Below are 17,772 nucleotides of genomic sequence, written 5' to 3'. Positions count from 1 at the left end.
TATTGAATAAAAAGATATTAAAATTTTCGAAAATCATTTTCTTTTCTATCCACACAGTCCATGACAGTTTTATAACAGCACTTTACTAGATAAAAATGAAATAATTGTGAATTTTTTCTATTTTATTTTTCAATTAATTAGATAACAAAAACAAAGTTTTTTATCTATTCAAAACGAGAATAGTCTCTCATTTTATAGAATAAATAGGATGGCTTCATCCTATTTATTGCTGATATTTACTTTTTTAGAATTTAAATTCTAAACCGCTGCCTACAACAGGTTGCTTATCTTTCGCACTCGCCTGCTCAAAGGTTGAATAACCTGCATAACCATAGAGTTTCACTTGCTTATTAAATGAATAATCGGTACCCACCAGTAATTGCTTCGCATCAAAATCTGACTCACCATTTTTAAAGCTGGTTGAATTTTGGCTATACTGAGCTTTCACTGCCCATTTGGATTGATTCGGCAATTTATATTCAGCACCAATCAGCCAGCCTTGTGAATCATCAATATTCATCGCGGCCTGATCATTGCCTTTTTTATCCGCAACTTTAGAGGTCTGGTAAAGCGTTTTCAGAGCTAGTCCTTCAATTGGTGTCAAACGACCAATGACACGGACTGTATTCGCAGCTGCGAAGACCTCCTCCACTTGGGTTTCAGTCTCTGCCGCATTCAACAAACCATGTCCTAAAAAGTCACTTGGAATAGCCTTATCATAGCCTAAACCCACTAAAAATAATGGATGGCTATAACTGAGCGATGCAGACCAAGCATCTCCTAAACCGCGTCCCGCAACATTTACACCGCCACGTTTGTCATCTTCAATCCCTCGACTCTCGCCTGTTGCAAGTAAAACACTGGCTTCGATATTACCGCCATTCAATGCAATTTCAGGTGAGTCATAGACCACGACATTATTGACCCGGTTTTCACCCGTCATAATACCCGTAATATCGGCTTTATTACTGATATAGTTATTAAAACTATCTACAGGGCTGGATAAATCCTTTAATGGTGTATTATGTTTACCAACTTTAATTGCACCAAAACGGTCATCTTTTAATCCAACAAAACGATTTCGTTGCGACCAGTCTGTTTTATCACCATCTGCGTAAAATGCCCATTCTGCTAAATAAATCGCACTTAAATGTTCGGTTAATTTTTCCTCACCCTTGATCCCGAGAAATGAACTATTACTGTTCACTTTCCATACGTCACGATTAGATGAATTTGCATTTATTTCAGGCAAATAATCCAAACTTACATCAATTTCTCCATAGATTTTTGGAGCTGCAAAAGTAGAACTTGCGGCAATACTCATTAGCATTGCAAATACAATTTTCATCTTCATTGTTATTAACCTAACCATCTAAAAAATTAAAAAAACACACCTATTTGGCTATATTTCAAGCAAAAAATTAAAATAAAATAGACTCAAGATAATCTGCTTTCATATTTTCCAGAATATAAAAGCATATGAATAATCCAGCTCAAATATTATAAAATGGAAAAACACCAAATATCAAAGCACTACCCATTAATATACAACAGGTAATAAATGCCCATTTCAGGGTAAACTTTTGATGATCCCCCATTTCAACAGCAGCCAAACCACATAATAAATAAGTTGAAGGAACCAGTGGAGATAATAAGTGAATGGGTTGACCGACAATAGAAGCACGTGCAATTTCAACGGGTGCAATTCCATAATGTGAAGCAGCTTCAGCCAAAATCGGTAATACACCAAAATAAAAGGCATCGTTTGACATAAAGAATGTCAATGGCATACTCAACACCCCTGTAATTGGTGCCAGATACGGTCCTAGACTAGGTGGAATCACAGCTACGAAGCCTTTAGACATCGCTTCAACCATACCTGTACCAGACAGAATTCCAGTAAAAACACCTGCCGCAAAAATAACTCCAACCACGGCCAATACACTGTCTGCATGCATTGCAATACGCTTTTTCTGCATATTGACGCAAGGATAGTTCACCACCAAGGCAATACAGAAGCCCAGCATAAACAAGATCGACATTGGTAAAATCCCTTTTACCAAAGAAGCCATTAAAACGAGCGTTAGAATACCGTTAAACCAACGTAAATGTGGGCGCTGAGCTTCTGGATCTTTGGAAATGGAAATCTCATCCGCATGACTAATATCAACCAGCTCAATTACACCTAAACGTTTGCGCTCATACATGCCATAAAGATAGGCCAAGAAGAATAACCAAGCAGCTGCCACAATCATGGATGGAATCATTGGAATAAAGACTTCACTGGCATCGACCTGTAAAGCACTTGCTGCACGTGCGGTTGGACCGCCCCATGGTGTCAAATTCATGACCCCGCTACAGAGCAACATCAGGCAGGTCATAATCAGAGGGTTCATGCCGACGCGTTTGTATAGAGGCATCATGGCTGCCACACAAATCATATAAGTGGTTGAACCATCCCCATCTAAAGAAACCAATAAAGTTAAAAATACGGTTCCTAAAGTAATTTTTAATGGATCACCTTTTACTTTCTTTAAAATCCATCTAACTGATGGGTCAAATAACCCTGAATCAATCATTAATGCAAAATATAAGATTGCAAAAAGTAGCATTACTCCTGTTGGTGCAAGTTTTTTAATTCCCTCGAGCATCGTATTGCCGAGTTCAGTTAATTGAATATGACTTAGACTGTCAAAATAAAACCCTAAGCCCCAAGCGATAATTGCAAAGATAAATGGAATTAAAATTAATGCAACTAATGCACTGAGACGTTTTGACATGATCAAATACATGAAACACATGATCATGCTGATACCTAAAAAAGTCAGCATTGAAAGCAATCCTTAGCATATTAAGTTTTTTTATTGGGTAAACCGCTACCCTAGTCCAGCACAAATTCTATGCGATTTAAGTTTAGGCAATTCATTTAATTTAATTATATGCTTAATACACTCATTCACATGAAAAATACTTTAAAATAATACAACCATATATTAAATATAAAATTATGATTATTAATGTTTTTTAATTATAAATTATATACTAAACAGTAAAACCAACCAAATAATAAACAATCAAAACAAGATATCTCTAGAATAAAAACGCCACATTATAGTGCATTTTTAGGTTAAAAAATAACTACCCGCGTTAAAACATAATCAAAGCAAATATCATTTATTTATAAAACTTCTATTCAAGTTAACATGAATTGAAGTCGACATAATTTTTAAAGCCTCAAAAACTGACAAACATTATTATAATTGCAAGATATTAAAATAAAATTAAAAAAATCATATTTTGATAAAAACAACCATTATTTAAATTCAAACCCTATTGTTTTATGCACCCTATATTCATTTGGTGAAACCCCCTGCCCAGCGTCGATAAGCTTTTCTAAATTTGAGATATCAGTAAAGCCCAATCTTTCATCAATACTCAAGCTTGAGGCCAAGTAATCCTCAGCACCCCCTCTTCTGGTGCTATCTAAAATTTACTCTTCGGTCTCCGTCAAGTACCGCTACACAGTTCGTTTAGACACATCTAGTTGCTCTGCAATTTCTTGAGCTGTTAGAAAATATCCGATTGCATGACATCTCCATCACACGCTACGAGACAGTGAAATACTTTTTGATATTTTTCAGCATAATTAGATACGGGGAAGGCTGTAATCGTTTTTTCCCTGAAATGAGGGCTTCTAACTCATTCAATCAAACTTTGCATTGAGCCAAACCAAAACTCACCGATCAATCACAGTTGCGCTTGTCTATCAGCGCTTCATATGCAATGCCTGTCCCCTCCTGCTGCAACACCTCAGCTATGGAATCGCCATGTTGCTGTATTTCATTGAATAAGCGGGTTATACCAAACAAAGTTACATTCAGATGCAATCCTGCCTGATTATATTGAGCTTTAATCACCGTATGCTTATCAGCATGTTTACGCATTTTTTCACCTCATCCCCTGAGTGATGATGCATAATGGCACGAAATTACTTTTTGTTGTCTCAATTGAATATCGACTACAAAACGCATTAATCATAAAGTCTCTTCTACTAATAAGCATGAAAGGAACAACAATGACACTTTCAACATCTCAACCATTCGGCGATTCAGCAACTGAACATATGCTTTCGGTTTTTAAACAACAACGCATCGCTTTTGATGCTCACCCCTATCCAGATCTCGATGACCGCCGCAGTAAGCTATTGCACATTAAAAAACAGATCATCCGTTATCAAGATGTCATTGCAAACGCCATTCATACTGACTTTAGTTCCCGCTCAGTTGATGAATCAAAATTACTCGATTTGCTCGGTTCAGTGCTCGCAGCAGAACATGCGATTCGCCATTTGAGACGTTGGATGCGTCCAAGCAAACGTCAGACTGAACTGCTCTTTTTATCCAACCGTTTACGTGTGCAATACCAACCCAAAGGTGTGGTTGGAGTGATTGTGCCTTGGAACTTCCCTGTTTACTTGGCCTTAGGACCCTTAATTGCTGCCATTGCTGCGGGCAATCGTGTCATGATTAAACTGCCTGAAGTGACACCTGCCACCAATGCAGTGGTGAGACGTATGCTAGCTGAGATTTTCAGTGAAGATGAAGTCGCAGTTTTTGGTGAGGAAATTCTCGACCCTGCTCAATTTACCTCCTTGCCATTCAACCATATTGTATTCACAGGTTCACCTGCGATTGGCCGTGTGGTAATGCGCGCAGCGGCTGAAAACCTTACACCTGTAACACTAGAATTAGGCGGCAAATCTCCAGCTTTCGTCAGCCGAAATTATCCTTTGGCCGATGCCGCGAAACGTATATTACATGGTAAAGCAACCAACTGTGGTCAGATCTGTGTTGCACCTGACTATGCACTGGTACCTAAAGAAAAAGTGGATGAGTTCGTCGCAGAATGCCAATCCAATTTCACCCAGATGTATGGCAACAATATTCATCATAATAACAATTACACCTCGATTATCAGTGATCGTCATCTGAAGCGTTTACTTGAGATACTGGATGATGCACAGGCCAAAGGTGCTCAAATCATTGTTTGTGGTGAGTATGATCGAGCGGAAGATGCACGTCGTATGCCTGTACATATCGTGCTGAATTGCACAGCAGACATGCGTATTCTTAAAGAAGAGCTCTTTGGCCCCGTTTTACCTGTACTTGCTTATGACACACTGGATGATGCAATTGACTATATTCAGGCAGGTGAGCGTCCTTTGGCGTTGTACTGTTTCAGCCTTGATGCGCAGGAACGTGAGTACATCTTAAAACAAACCCATTCTGGTGGTGTGACCATCAATGACTGGGGCTGGCATGTGGTCAACCATGATGCGCCCTTTGGTGGGATCGGGAACTCAGGAATGGGGACTTATCATGGTGAAGAAGGCTTCCGTGAGCTTTCACATGCGAAAACCGTATTTGCGCGCCATCGTTTCTTCCCAACGCAACTATTCTATCCGCCTTATGGAACTTGGGTACAAAAGCTTACTTTACGTTTCTTCCTGAAACAGGGTGACCCAACGCTAAAATAAGCCATAAAAATAGAAAAGCCTCATTCAGAGGCTTTTCTATTTGATATCGATGATTAAAAAATCACTTTAGCATACCGTCCTGTTGGTATTTCGGTGAACGTGGTCCATAAAGCAAACCCAAACCAGGATTATGCTGTGTCGGTGTAAATAATTGGGTATTGACGATGCTTGCCAAAGGATAAGCACGATCATTTAGGCTCCTGGCAATTTGTTCCACCAATGCACCGACCAATGAACTGAGTAAATCATTGTTGCCATTATTGCTGGATTGAACCGCTTTCTTTTCACCAGTCCAAAGGACTTCGCTACTCTTCAAATCAACCAGTTTTGCTTCCACGCTCACGGTTGCAACACTTTGAATGACTTGATATTTAGAACCATATTCTTTAATTCGAATATAGAGCGCAGCATCCGCACCAAAAATTTCCTGTAATTTCTGTGGCGAAATGCTTTGCGCATCATGACCATTGGTCACACCGTTCTCTTTAAACATCGAATCAACCACAGAAATTGGAAAAACGTAATAACCTGCTTCAGCAACAGGTGTAACAACAGTTGGCCAATAACTATAAGTTGCTTTTACCTCAGGTGAATCATTGACTGGTGGTAACACCAGAATCGATTTCGGCATATGCTGCTTATATACCGTCATGTCTTTATTCACCGCAGGAGATGATGCGCAGCCTGTAAGTACTAAACCTGCAAGCAGAAGATTAGAAACTAAAAATGCCTTGATCATGGTTTTGCAATTCCTCCATTGGCATTCATTTTCTGCAACAAGCGATTCATCAATACAGTCGATTCAGGATACACTTGTCGTTCCAATTGGAAATACTCAACTGCTTTTTGCGCATTATTCTCTTGCAAAGATAACAAGCCCAGATGTGCATATAGCCCAGGTGGAACAGCGAGATTTTTCCCTTTGGCTTTTTCGATTTCCGCTTCTAGCTTGATGATTTGTGCATTGGGTGTGGCTTTTTCTGGTGCGTTATACATCAAATACGTCTGTTGTGTATAAGAGCCCCAACTATACAGAGGTTGAGGCCCAGTAGCACAACCAACCAGCCCGATGCTGATCAAACTGGCGCAAACAATTTTTTTCATTTTACAGCGGCCTAGTTTATTGTGCAGTCCAACGGTTATTCTGAATATCAGTGACCAAATTGTTGACGGCTTCACGTACCGCTAAGTCCAGTACCTTACCATTTAAGGTCGAGTCATAAGAGGCTGTAGAGCCAAAACCAAGTACTTCACGAGCACTGAGTGCGTATTCACCCGCACCTTGTACTGAATGAACAATTTCCGACGTTTTCACATCGACAATATTCAAATTCACTTTGGCTTAAGCAATCTGTTGCTTACCACGGCCTAAAATACCGAATAATTGCTGATCACCCACTTCTTTACGGCCAAACTCAGATACATCACCTGTAATCACATAACGTGCACCTTTAATCGTTTGAGCCGTATTGCTATACCCCACTTCTTGCTTCAGTTCAGATAGGTTGTCACGATTTAAAACCGAGAAATAGCCCGTTTGCTGTAGATGGGTTTCTAAAATGGTTTTCGCCTGTCCGCCAAGACGATCGACATTGTCAGAGAAGATACCTCGCATATAGCTAGAACGATTATCAAACTTACCAATCGAAACAGGTACTTTAACCCCGTTATATTTAATCTGTTGTACCGCTGCCGTTACTTGTGGACTCTGAATTGATTTTGATGTTTCTGTGGTTGAGCAGGCCATTAAACCTAAAGAACTGAATGCGGTAATCGCTAATAATTTTTTCATTTTGACTCGAATAAGACATTAAAAAGCTTAACCAGTATATACTAAAAAACAGAAAACTGCGCACAACAACCAACAAGCTAAACTCTTATTAATTATAATAAAAATTTATTTTACAGCCTCAAAAATATTGCACATTATCAGCATCTGATTATCACTTAATCCACTGCAACGAGCTTGAATATGCAGCCATTTTTCTTGGTTTAATCCGATAAAATGATCATTAGCGTTTCCAACATATCCTTTTTTTAATTTTTTCTAAAATTTATGCATTCAAATTACCATAACCGTCTTTATGGCGTTGAAGCGAGTCAACAAGCTGAAACGTGTTGAATTATTCAGCCTTTGCATGATTAATATGAATAAAATTCGCTTTCATATTGACCACTATTTTTCTCAATGCTACTTTCATTTTGCTACGCATCAAGTTCTCACTGTACTCGAGGTGTGGTACATCTCTAGAGATATCACTCCTCATGAACTTGTCTTTTAAATATCATTTTATTTCAGTCATTCACCATAAATATTAAGACAGTGAACTTCAGGTTCACAGCAGCATTGACCGCACCAAGTAGTGAAAAGGATAAAAAATGTTTGGAAAAATGATACATCAGGATTTATTGATTAGTAACTTAATAGAGCATGCAGCAAAATATCACGCAGATACGGCCATTTTTTCACGTGAAATCGATGGCCAACTCAGCACTACGAATTGGAAACACATCCAGCAGAATAGTAAACGCTTAGCAAATGCTTTCAAGGCGTTTAATTTAAGCGAGGGTGATCGTATTGCCACAATCGCATGGAATAACCGCCGTCACCTAGAATCATGGTATGCCATTTCTGGATGCGGTTATGTTTGCCATACGATTAACCCTCGATTATTTCCAGAGCAGTTGACCTTTATTATTCATGATGCTCAAGATAAAGTTATTTTCTTCGACAGTACATTTTTACCATTAATCAGTGCGCTTGAGGATAAAATTCCTTCGGTTGAAAAATTGATCTGTTTAAGCGCCTATGATGAAAGCGTCGCTAACGCACTTCCAAACGTTATTTTTTATGATGAGTTAATTCAAGATCAATCCGTAGAATTTGATTGGCCGCAATTCAAGGAAGAAACACCGAGCTCCTTATGTTATACCTCGGGCACCACGGGGAATCCCAAAGGAGTCTTATATAGCCATCGTTCGACCTTACTGCATACAATGGCCATTGCACTCCCCGACTCTTTAAATATTTCTGCTCGAGATATTGTCATGCCTGTGGTTCCCATGTTCCATGTCAATGCATGGGGTATTCCCTATGCAGCAGCAATGGTCGGGAGTTCGCTCATTCTGCCTGGTCCAAATTTAGATGGGGATAGCCTCGTTCGTTTAATTGATGATTATAAAGTAACAGTGGCCTTGGGGGTTCCTACCATTTGGCAAGGCCTATTGCTTGCTGCCCAAAAAACAGGCAGCCGCTTGCAAAGTCTGCAGCGCAATGTTGTTGGTGGCGCAACCTGCCCACCGTCTATCATCCGTGAATTTAGAGACACTTATCATTGTGACACGATTCATGCATGGGGGATGTCAGAAATAAGTCCACTGGGCACAGCCAATCAACCCAAGGCAAAACATGAGACATTAAATACGGAGCAACTTGAGAAATTACGCCAAAGCCAAGGTCGTCCACCTTTTGGTATAGAATTACGTATTGTTGATGAAAAAACTATGACACCGCTCGCAAATGATGGGCAGACACAAGGAAATTTACAGGTTCGTGGCCCATGGGTGGTTGACCACTATTTCAATCAAGCAAAAAGCTCTCTGACTTCAGATGGTTGGTTTGATACAGGGGATATCGCAACCATTGATTCTGATGGTTACATGACCATCCGCGATCGCGCTAAAGATTTAATCAAATCAGGCGGTGAATGGATTTCATCTGTTGAAATAGAGAATATTGCCGTAGGCCATCCTGAAATTCGTATGGCTGCCGCAATTGCTGCACGCCACCCCAAATGGGATGAACGTCCAATTTTAATTGCGGTAAAACAAGAACATTCATCATTAACCGAACAAGACCTGCTGACCTATTTTGCCGATAAAATTGCCTCTTGGCAGATTCCAGATGCCGTCATTTTTGTTGATGCGCTCCCGATCAACGGTACCGGGAAAATTGTTAAGACAGAGCTACGCGCAGCATATGCTGATTTTTTACTAAACTCATAATGGCTCATTACAACGACAACATAGACTCATTATTCACCAAAGCGTAATCCAACTCCCGCAATGGTGAAAATATACTTGGGCGTCACTGCGGAATCCCCTATTTTAGTTCTGAGTTTTTTGACCAAGATTCTAAGATAGTGGGTATCCTCTTCATGGCTAATGCCCCATAACTCGGTCATGATTTGTTTTTGCGTCACAATCTTGCCTTGATGACGAATCAACAGGGCCAACAACTGAAATTCTTTTTTGGTTAAGGTAATGTCTTCACCAGCCAGTTTGGCCGCATGTTCAGCCACATCCACCCAAAGTTGTCCATCATTAAACACCAGATTGTGCTCAGACGGTTGTGGCTTATTGCGAAACATGACCCGAATTCGGGCACAGAGCTCCTGAATACTAAAAGGCTTGGTTACATAATCATTGGCACCCGCATCCAAGAGCTGAATTTTCTGATTCTCATCTGGACGTGCTGAAAGCACAATCACAGGAATATCACTCCATTGCCGCAATTCAATCAGCACCTCCTGCCCATCCATATCAGGCAGCCCTAAATCCAGAATCAATAAATCAGCACCGCGTGATGCCAGAATTTCCAAGCCCTTCATTCCATTTTCAGCCACCTGTACCTGATAGCCTTGCGCACGTAGGGCAATGTCCAGAAATTTCCGAATTTGCGGCTCATCATCAATAATAAGAATCGATGCATGTGGATTCATTGTCTGTGGCATGAATATACTTTTAATCCTGATGAAGTGGTAATCGTATTCGAATTAAAGAGCCTTGACCATATGGCCCCACCAAAGCTTCAATACTGCCCATATGCGCCCCAATAATCGCTTTTACAATTGCAAGACCTAATCCCGTTCCCGTTTTACCTCGATCTCCACGCTGCATGGTATAAAACATGTCAAAGATCTGTTCACGTTCTTGTTCTGGAATACCCACACCCTGATCCACAATGTCGATTTGTAAGACATTTTCTACCTGCTGAATGTCGACCTCAATAGGCTTATCATCAGGTGAAAACTTTGCGGCATTTTCCAAGACATTGAAAATCGCTTGTTCAATCAAGGCAGGATGTACATACAACTGCGGGATGTTCTCTTGAATAGAGACATCAATGTTCAACTGAGGCTGATAGCGCTTTAACCGCTGTGTTGCCGATCCAATTAATTCATCCACACCAATCCAAGCACGACTCAAGGTTAAGCCCTGGTGTCCCAAACGGGTCATATCCAATAAATTTTGAATATAACGATCCAGACGCTCGCCCTCAACATGAATGGTATCCAGTAATTCATTCCGATCCGTTTCAGACATCTGTTCACCATAGTATTTCAGACTATCTGCTGAACCAATCATTGCTGCCAGTGGTGAACGCAGATCGTGGGATACAGAAGAGAGTAAGGCTGAACGCAATTTTTCTGTTTCAGCAACCACTCTGGAATTCTCCAGCTGTAAAGATAACTGCACCCGTGAGACCGTTTGTGCAATATCTTCAATCATCAATTCAGCCAAACGTTGTTGTTCAAAGTTTATGGGCATTGTATCTGGCTGAAATCGAATCGCAATCACACCATGCTCGCCCTCTAGGTTTAAGGGGTTAAACCACCATTCAGACTGAGTCAATGTATTGGTAAAACGTCCACAGGGTTTACCATTTTTTTGAGTCCAATCAGCAGCAATCTGATCTTTTTCATTTAAGCGCACATGATCATCCAGCATTTGCGTGCCAACCCTTAGCCAAACTGTTGCCTTCAAAGCACTTTCTACATGTTGTTTGGCAACATTTAAAACCTGTTCAATATCCACACAAACTGAAAGCTTTCGTTCCAACTCCTGTAGTTGCAATGAAACTGAATTTGCAGCACGCAAGCTCAGCACCTGAGCACGTAACTGATTAGCCAACCGTCCGACCAACAAAGCAGAGACAATGAAAATAATAATGGTCATGACCCCACGTTCAGCACTGATTCGAAAGGTAAAGCGGGGTTCAATAAATAGATAGTTATACAGCAGGAAACAGATGAACACGCTAATGATAGTAATCAGCATCCTTGCACGCATCGCCACCACCAGCACAGTAACCACAAAAATTAAGGCCAGTTCACTATAACCAATGAAATGATCACTGACCGTCGCGGCGATTAGGCCCAACAACACTATCACGATACTTTCAACGAGCTCACGCGGATTAAAGGCCAGGCCCTGCTCTAACCAAGCACGATAAGAATGATCTACGTTGGGTACAGTGCTTTGATTTTTACTTTTTAATGGTTGCACAAAAGTAATCTCAAAAGGATGCTGTTTCTCTAATAACTGATCGGCAATATGATCTGAAAATAAGCGCTGCCATACTGATTTTTTAGCACTTTTCCCCAATAAAATATTGGATGCCCCATAGTCATAAGCCGCTTGTAAAATCGTAGAAGCAATATGATTGCTATATAGTAAATACGTATCGGCACCAAGTTTACGTGCCAAATTAAACGCTTTAGTCACGGCGAAAGTTTGCTTGTTTTCAATCTTGCTTTTTTGAATCGAGATGACACTCCATATCGCATTACGTCTTTCAGCAATACGGTGTGCACGTCGTACCAAATCTTCTGAAAACTCAGACCCATCAATCGCTAACATCACATGATTTTGAATGGGAATGATTTGTCCCTGTGCGACAAATTTTTCCCGATAATCCATTTCAACTTGCCCTGCCACCGTTTGAATCGCGAGATCACGCAAAGCAGTTAAATGTGCGGGTTTGAAAAATCCCTGTAAGGCATGCGGTGCAACATCCGCTAAATAAATCTTGCCGTGATTCATACGCTCTAACAGCTCAGGCACAGGCAGATCAACCAAGCGAATATCTTTCAAACGTTTGAGCAATGCATCCGGAACTGTTTCGCTAACGCGAATCCCTGTAATTTGATAGACCACATCATTGAGACTTTCCAGATGCTGAATATTTAAGGTGCTATAGACATCAATCCCTGCATCCAACAGTTCATTGACATCTTGCCAACGGTATTCATGCCGACTATTTGGCACATTACGATGTGCGAGTTCATCCACCAACACAATTTCAGGCTTTAATTTAAGGATCTGATCAAGATCCATCTCTTCCAGAGTACGACCCTGATAGTCCACGGCCTTTCTTGGAATCACATTCAGGCCTTGAATCAAACGCTCGGTATCAGATCGACCATGCGTTTCCACCACACCCACCACCACATGAGAACCTTGCTGCATCAACTCATGTGCCCGTGTCAGCATGGCATAGGTTTTTCCCACACCTGGTGCCGCACCCAAGAAAATGGTTAAACGACCAGATTGCTCCCGTTGACTATGCGCCAACCATGCATCTGCTTTATTGTTTCGGTCGATCTGCATATCCTGTGCTCTATCAACGTTGGGTCGATGACAATTGATCTAATGCCAGATTCAATTTCAGCACATTAATCCGTGCTTGCCCATACAAACCTAATTGAACAGGTTGAATCTGTTGTTGTACTAAATTATGTAGCTGCTGCTCAGACAAATGACGCTGCTGTGCTACACGTTTTACCTGCAATAACGCACTTGCTGCTGAAATATCTGGATCAATACCACTGCCTGATGCAGTAATCATTTCAAGTGGAACCTGCTGCCCAGAAATATGATTATTCTGAGCAAACTGCATTGTTCTTTCCTTAATCTGTTTTTGCAGTACTGGGTTTGAAATAGCCAGATTACTCCCAGCCATTGTATCCAATTGATAGTTGGATGCACTTGGACGCGCATGAAAATATTGCTCACTGACAAAGCTTTGTCCAGCTAAGCTTGAACCGATAATCTTGCCATTAAGCTCAATTAAACTGCCATTGGCCTGTTTGGGAAAGAATAACTGTCCCAGCGCGACACCAGCACCACTATACAGCGCACCAGCAATTAAAAAGCCGACCAAAATCAGCCCTAAAGCAGGACGTAATAACGCGTGTGTATCTACAGACAATGGAAGATTTTCTAATGTATTCATTTTTCACTCCTAAATCCACAATGACACAACAAGGTCAATCAACTTGATCGCAATAAACGGAAAGATCACCCCACCCACACCATAAATCAGCATATTACGGCGTAATAATTGCAGAGCACTGGCAGGCTTAAACTGAACTCCTCTTAAGGCAAGTGGAATCAGCATTGGAATAATTAACGCATTAAAGATCAGCGCGGAAATCACAGCGCTGCTTGGACTACTTAAGCGCAAGATATTCAGTACATCCAGCTGAGGAATTGCCACAGCAAATAACGCAGGCAAAATCACAAAGTACTTGGAAACATCGTTAGCGAGAGAAAAAGTGGTTAATGCCCCACGCGTAATTAGCTGTTGTTTCCCGATTTCAACCACATCCAGTAATTTGGTTGGATCCGAATCCAAATCCACCATATTGCCCGCCTCTTTAGCTGCCTGAGTCCCAGAATTCATGGCGAGGCCAATATCCGCTTGGGCTAAAGCAGGCGCATCATTGGTACCATCCCCCACCATCGCCACCAGCTTACCTGCTGCTTGTTCTTGACGAATACAGGCCAGTTTATCTTCGGGTTTGGCTTCGGCAATATAGTCATCTACTCCAGCTTCAGCCGCAATTGCTGCAGCGGTTAACGGGTTATCGCCTGTAACCATGATGGTTTTAATCCCCATTTCACGCAACAGCGCAAAACGTTCTTTAATGCCCTGCTTGATGACATCGGAGAGTTCAATCACACCGAGAATATTATGATTTGAGGCTACCACCAAAGGTGTTGCACCTTTAGAAGCCACTTGTTCGACGCGAGTCTTGAGTTCAAAGTTGTCCTGAATATTTTGCTCGGTAAATTTAAGAATGGCATCAACAGCACCTTTACGAATGCGTTGCCCAGTGGCCAAATCGACGCCAGACAGCCGTGTCGATGCACTAAACTGAATAAATTCTGCATCTTTCGGCTCTTGAATATGTTCCCCCAATTCTTTGCCTAGACTGACCACAGATTTCCCCTCAGGGGTTGGATCTGCAAAAGAGGTCAGCATAGCAGCTTGGCGCAACTCATTTGGACTCACACCTGCCAGTGGATAAAAGGCTGTGGCTTGGCGGTCACCATAGGTGATCGTTCCCGTTTTATCCAGCAGCAATACATCGATATCACCCGCAACCTCAACAGCCTTACCAGATTTAGCCAGAACATTGGCTTTTAAAGCACGGTTCATCCCTGCAATTCCAATTGCAGGTAACAAACCGCCAATTGTGGTTGGAATCAAGCACACCAACAGCGCAATTAATAAGACCAAGCTGATTTTGACACCGACCATTGCCCCAATAAATGGCAGGGTTGCCACCACCACAATAAAGGTGAGGGTCATGATATTCAGCAAAACACCCAGTGCAATTTCATTCGGTGTTTTTTGACGGTTAGCGCCTTCAACCAAAGCAATCATGCGATCTAAAAAGCTATGACCAGCTTCGTTACTAACACAAACTGTAATTTGATCGGATAACACTTTGGTTCCACCAATCACCCCTGAACGATCCGTATTGGCTTCACGCAATACCGGTGCAGACTCCCCTGTGACCGCTGACTCATTGATGGTGGCAAAACCTTGAATGATTTCACCATCTGCAGGCACAATTTCCCCTGCTTTAACGATGACCAAATCACCTTTTTTTAATAGATTTGCAGAAACAACTTCCGGGAGTGCATCCAAATCAGCAACGCGGTTTGCAGTTAAATTCTCGCGCGCTTGACGCAATGAAGCCGCTTGTCCACGCCCTTTAGCTTCCGCAACAGCCTCTGCATAATTGGCAAATAATACGGTCACCAACAAGATACTGCTTAACACCAAGCCAAAAACCAGACTTGCATTCCCTATTATGGTTGCGATGAGGCTTAGGACAGTTCCGATCCAGACGCAGGCCATCACTGGATTTTTAAATGCATGTTGAGGTAACAGTTTATAAAAAGTCTGCTGGATAACTTCTTTATTCAAAATATCCAGCTGTTGTGTCGCATTTGAGTGTTTCATTGTATTTGCTCCACACTTAAACTTTTATTGATAAATAATCGGCAATTGGGCCAATCACCAACACTGGCATGAATTGCAATAAGGTCAGAATCAGTACGATGCCGATCAAAGTCAGTGCAAAGGTAGGAGATTCAATATGTAAAGAGCCTTTACTTTCAGTGGCTTGTGGTTTAGTTGCTAAACTGACGGCAATCAAAACAGGAATAATCAATACGCTATAACGCCCAGCTAATAACGCAATGCTCGTACTCAAATTCCACCAGAGTGTGTTATTACCCAACCCTGCAAAACCAGAACCGTTGTTGGCATAGGCTGAGACATACTCATAGAACACTTGGCTAATACCGTGAAAAGCTGGATTTGAGTTGGCTGTCAGGGATGGGAAAGCAATCGCGATTGCGGTCAATCCAAGAATCACCACGGGCTGTAATAAAATCACCAGCGCCAACAACTTAATTTCGGTAACTTCAATTTTTCGGCCGAACAGTTCAGGAGTACGTCCAGTCATCAAACCTGCAATGAAGACCGCTAAAAACAGATAAATAAAGAACTGTAATAGACCACAACCAATGCCTCCCCAAATGGCATTAATCAGCATATTGCAGAGTTCAACCAGTCCTGTCAGTGGAGATTCTGAGTCATGCATCATATTGACTGAGCCGTTATTCACTTGGGTGGTTAAGCTCCCCCAAAGTGCAGAAGCCTCCACACCAAACCGGAACTCCTTGCCCTCCATCACAGCCAGATTTGGAGTTAAAGATGATTTTTCAGCCCATAGGGTCAATACAGTCGAAGCCAATGACATCAACAACATGGTGCCAAAAATCATCCACATTAATTTTTTACGCTGGATAAAACGTCCCACCATAAATACGACTGACAGTGGGATCAGTAAAATCGCAATCATCTCCATCACATTAGATAAAGGCGTTGGATTTTCCAAAGGCACACTGCTATTTGGGCCATACCACCCTCCACCATTACTGCCAAGCTGTTTAATCGCTACCATGGGTGCAACTGGACCAAGCGGAATATGTTGTGTTTTAACTTCTGTGGTCTGATCTAGAACTTGTGCTGTTGGCCCTGCAGACAATGTTGCAGGAACACCTTGAAAGGTCAAAAATACAGACAGGACAAGACCTAAAGGAATAAAGAATCGAAATAAAGGCCGAATGATATCCATCCAGTAATTACCCAGATTGATCTGGTTCCAACGCTTTTTATCGTTACTTTGCGCATGATTAGATTGTAAAAACATGGCTCTTAGCATTGCAGCCAATAATGCCAGTCCCATAATCGGAGACAGATACTGTAAACCGACAATCACTGTCATTTGCGATAGATAGGACAACTGAGCCTGTCCAGAATAATGTTGCTGATTGGTATTGGTCAAAAATGAAATGGTGGTATGTAAAGCCAAGTCCCAATTCATATTGGGAATATGATCTGGATTCAGTGGTAACCATGCCTGAGTCATTAAAATGATGACGCTTGCTCCAAGCAATAACAGGTTGCTGAGTAGAAATGCAGTGAGATATTGTCGCCAATTCATTCCGACCTGCTTTACATTGAGAAATGCGTAGATTGGCTGCTCAATCCATTTAAACAAACAGTCACTTTTCATTGGTTTGGCTTGCATCACATCGGCAAGATAAATGCCAAGTGGATAAGCCAATAGCAATGAAACAATAAAGACAGAAATAAATTCCCACATAGCAAATGCCATTTAAAAAATAGGTCAGCTTTAGTATGGAAATGAGGGACGTAAATTCTCTATATTGAAAAAAGCGCGAGGCGTAAATTTTGCGTAAAATTATTCTAGACTGATCTGATCCGCTTAAAATTTTGCCTAAAAGGCATATGTGGAGAAATAAATCTCATTTTTTACAAAAAATCTTTGACCAAATAAAAAACATTATTTTGAAAAATGCAAAAAATAACGATTATTATTTGAGAAGAATAATTTATATTTATCATTATTTTACAAATAAAAACACATATGTATATAAATTTTTTAAGATTTATTTTTATCCAATTTCAACAAAACCAGCATACTGCATAGTTCATTTAGAACATTTACTCTTATTCTAATTATGGTATTTTTGTTACATGAAGTTATAGCCAATCACGATAGATAACTTTTTTGTTGTCAGATCATAGCTTCTTAACACTTAAGAATCTTGAAGTTCAAGGAAAG

12 protein-coding genes and 1 pseudogene are annotated in these 17,772 nt (G+C 41.0%); 2 read left to right on the top strand and 11 right to left on the bottom strand.

Going from position 1 to position 17,772, the window contains the following annotated elements; translation table 11 throughout:
- Positions 1-244: 244 nt before the first annotated feature.
- From Aba26S_RS13515 to Aba26S_RS21430, 3 genes are all read right to left on the bottom strand, one after another.
- Complete coding sequence (locus Aba26S_RS13515; protein WP_043972679.1) at positions 245-1,354, bottom strand: porin; 1,110 nt, start codon at positions 1,352-1,354, stop codon at positions 245-247.
- A gap of 139 nt (positions 1,355-1,493) precedes the next feature.
- Entirely contained in the window at positions 1,494-2,831 is a 1,338-nt protein-coding gene (locus Aba26S_RS13510; RefSeq protein WP_043972675.1) for a CitMHS family transporter, read from the bottom strand.
- 912 nt (positions 2,832-3,743) lie between these two features.
- A complete protein-coding gene (locus Aba26S_RS21430) occupies positions 3,744-3,944 on the bottom strand; it encodes a hypothetical protein (protein ID WP_043972672.1) in 201 nt (66 codons plus the stop codon).
- Between the two features lie 131 nt (positions 3,945-4,075).
- Here Aba26S_RS21430 and Aba26S_RS13500 point away from each other — a divergent pair, with 131 nt between their 5' ends.
- Positions 4,076-5,536, top strand: coding sequence for a coniferyl aldehyde dehydrogenase (locus tag Aba26S_RS13500; protein WP_043972669.1), 1,461 nt, complete (start codon positions 4,076-4,078; stop codon positions 5,534-5,536).
- A gap of 61 nt (positions 5,537-5,597) precedes the next feature.
- On the opposite strand, the gene Aba26S_RS13495 is transcribed toward Aba26S_RS13500, so the two are convergent.
- The 3 genes and pseudogenes from Aba26S_RS13495 to Aba26S_RS13485 all read right to left on the bottom strand — a co-directional run bounded on the left by Aba26S_RS13495 (position 5,598) and on the right by Aba26S_RS13485 (position 7,328).
- Positions 5,598-6,275, bottom strand: a complete 678-nt coding sequence (locus tag Aba26S_RS13495; RefSeq protein ID WP_043972666.1) for a GNA1162 family protein — start codon at positions 6,273-6,275, stop codon at positions 5,598-5,600.
- Positions 6,272-6,640: a DUF4810 domain-containing protein gene (locus Aba26S_RS13490; protein WP_043972662.1), complete on the bottom strand. Its 369-nt coding sequence runs from the start codon at positions 6,638-6,640 to the stop codon at positions 6,272-6,274. Before Aba26S_RS13490 ends, Aba26S_RS13495 begins: the two co-directional genes overlap by 4 nt.
- Before the next feature lie 16 nt (positions 6,641-6,656).
- Positions 6,657-7,328, bottom strand: a pseudogene (locus tag Aba26S_RS13485) (CsgG/HfaB family protein).
- Between the two features lie 587 nt (positions 7,329-7,915).
- On the opposite strand from Aba26S_RS13485, the gene Aba26S_RS13480 reads away from it, so the two are divergent.
- Positions 7,916-9,541, top strand: a complete 1,626-nt coding sequence (locus Aba26S_RS13480) for a long-chain fatty acid--CoA ligase (RefSeq protein ID WP_005243948.1) — start codon at positions 7,916-7,918, stop codon at positions 9,539-9,541.
- A 29-nt stretch (positions 9,542-9,570) separates the two neighbouring features.
- Here the strand turns inward: Aba26S_RS13480 and Aba26S_RS13475 are convergent, their stop codons facing one another.
- The 5 genes from Aba26S_RS13475 to kdpA are packed head-to-tail and all read right to left on the bottom strand — an operon-like array spanning position 9,571 to position 17,289.
- Complete coding sequence (locus Aba26S_RS13475; RefSeq protein ID WP_005243950.1) at positions 9,571-10,269, bottom strand: response regulator; 699 nt, start codon at positions 10,267-10,269, stop codon at positions 9,571-9,573.
- Positions 10,270-10,279: 10 nt separating this feature from the next.
- A complete protein-coding gene (locus Aba26S_RS13470) occupies positions 10,280-12,928 on the bottom strand; it encodes a sensor histidine kinase KdpD (protein ID WP_005243952.1) in 2,649 nt (882 codons plus the stop codon).
- 13 nt (positions 12,929-12,941) lie between these two features.
- A complete protein-coding gene (gene kdpC / locus Aba26S_RS13465; RefSeq protein ID WP_043972659.1) occupies positions 12,942-13,553 on the bottom strand; it encodes a potassium-transporting ATPase subunit KdpC in 612 nt (203 codons plus the stop codon).
- A 9-nt stretch (positions 13,554-13,562) separates the two neighbouring features.
- The gene (gene kdpB, locus Aba26S_RS13460; protein WP_043972657.1) at positions 13,563-15,575 is read right to left on the bottom strand and encodes a potassium-transporting ATPase subunit KdpB; all 2,013 of its coding nucleotides are present in this window, start codon (positions 15,573-15,575) and stop codon (positions 13,563-13,565) included.
- A gap of 16 nt (positions 15,576-15,591) precedes the next feature.
- Positions 15,592-17,289 (bottom strand): potassium-transporting ATPase subunit KdpA, encoded by a 1,698-nt coding sequence (kdpA, locus tag Aba26S_RS13455; protein ID WP_043972652.1) that lies wholly within the window; start codon positions 17,287-17,289, stop codon positions 15,592-15,594.
- Positions 17,290-17,772: the final 483 nt, after the last annotated feature.

Source organism: Acinetobacter sp. NBRC 110496 (assembly GCF_000876115.1).
Lineage (GTDB): Bacteria > Pseudomonadota > Gammaproteobacteria > Pseudomonadales > Moraxellaceae > Acinetobacter.
The sequence above is the reverse complement of the archived record's forward strand: the minus strand, read 5'-3'. Positions and strand labels throughout refer to the sequence as shown.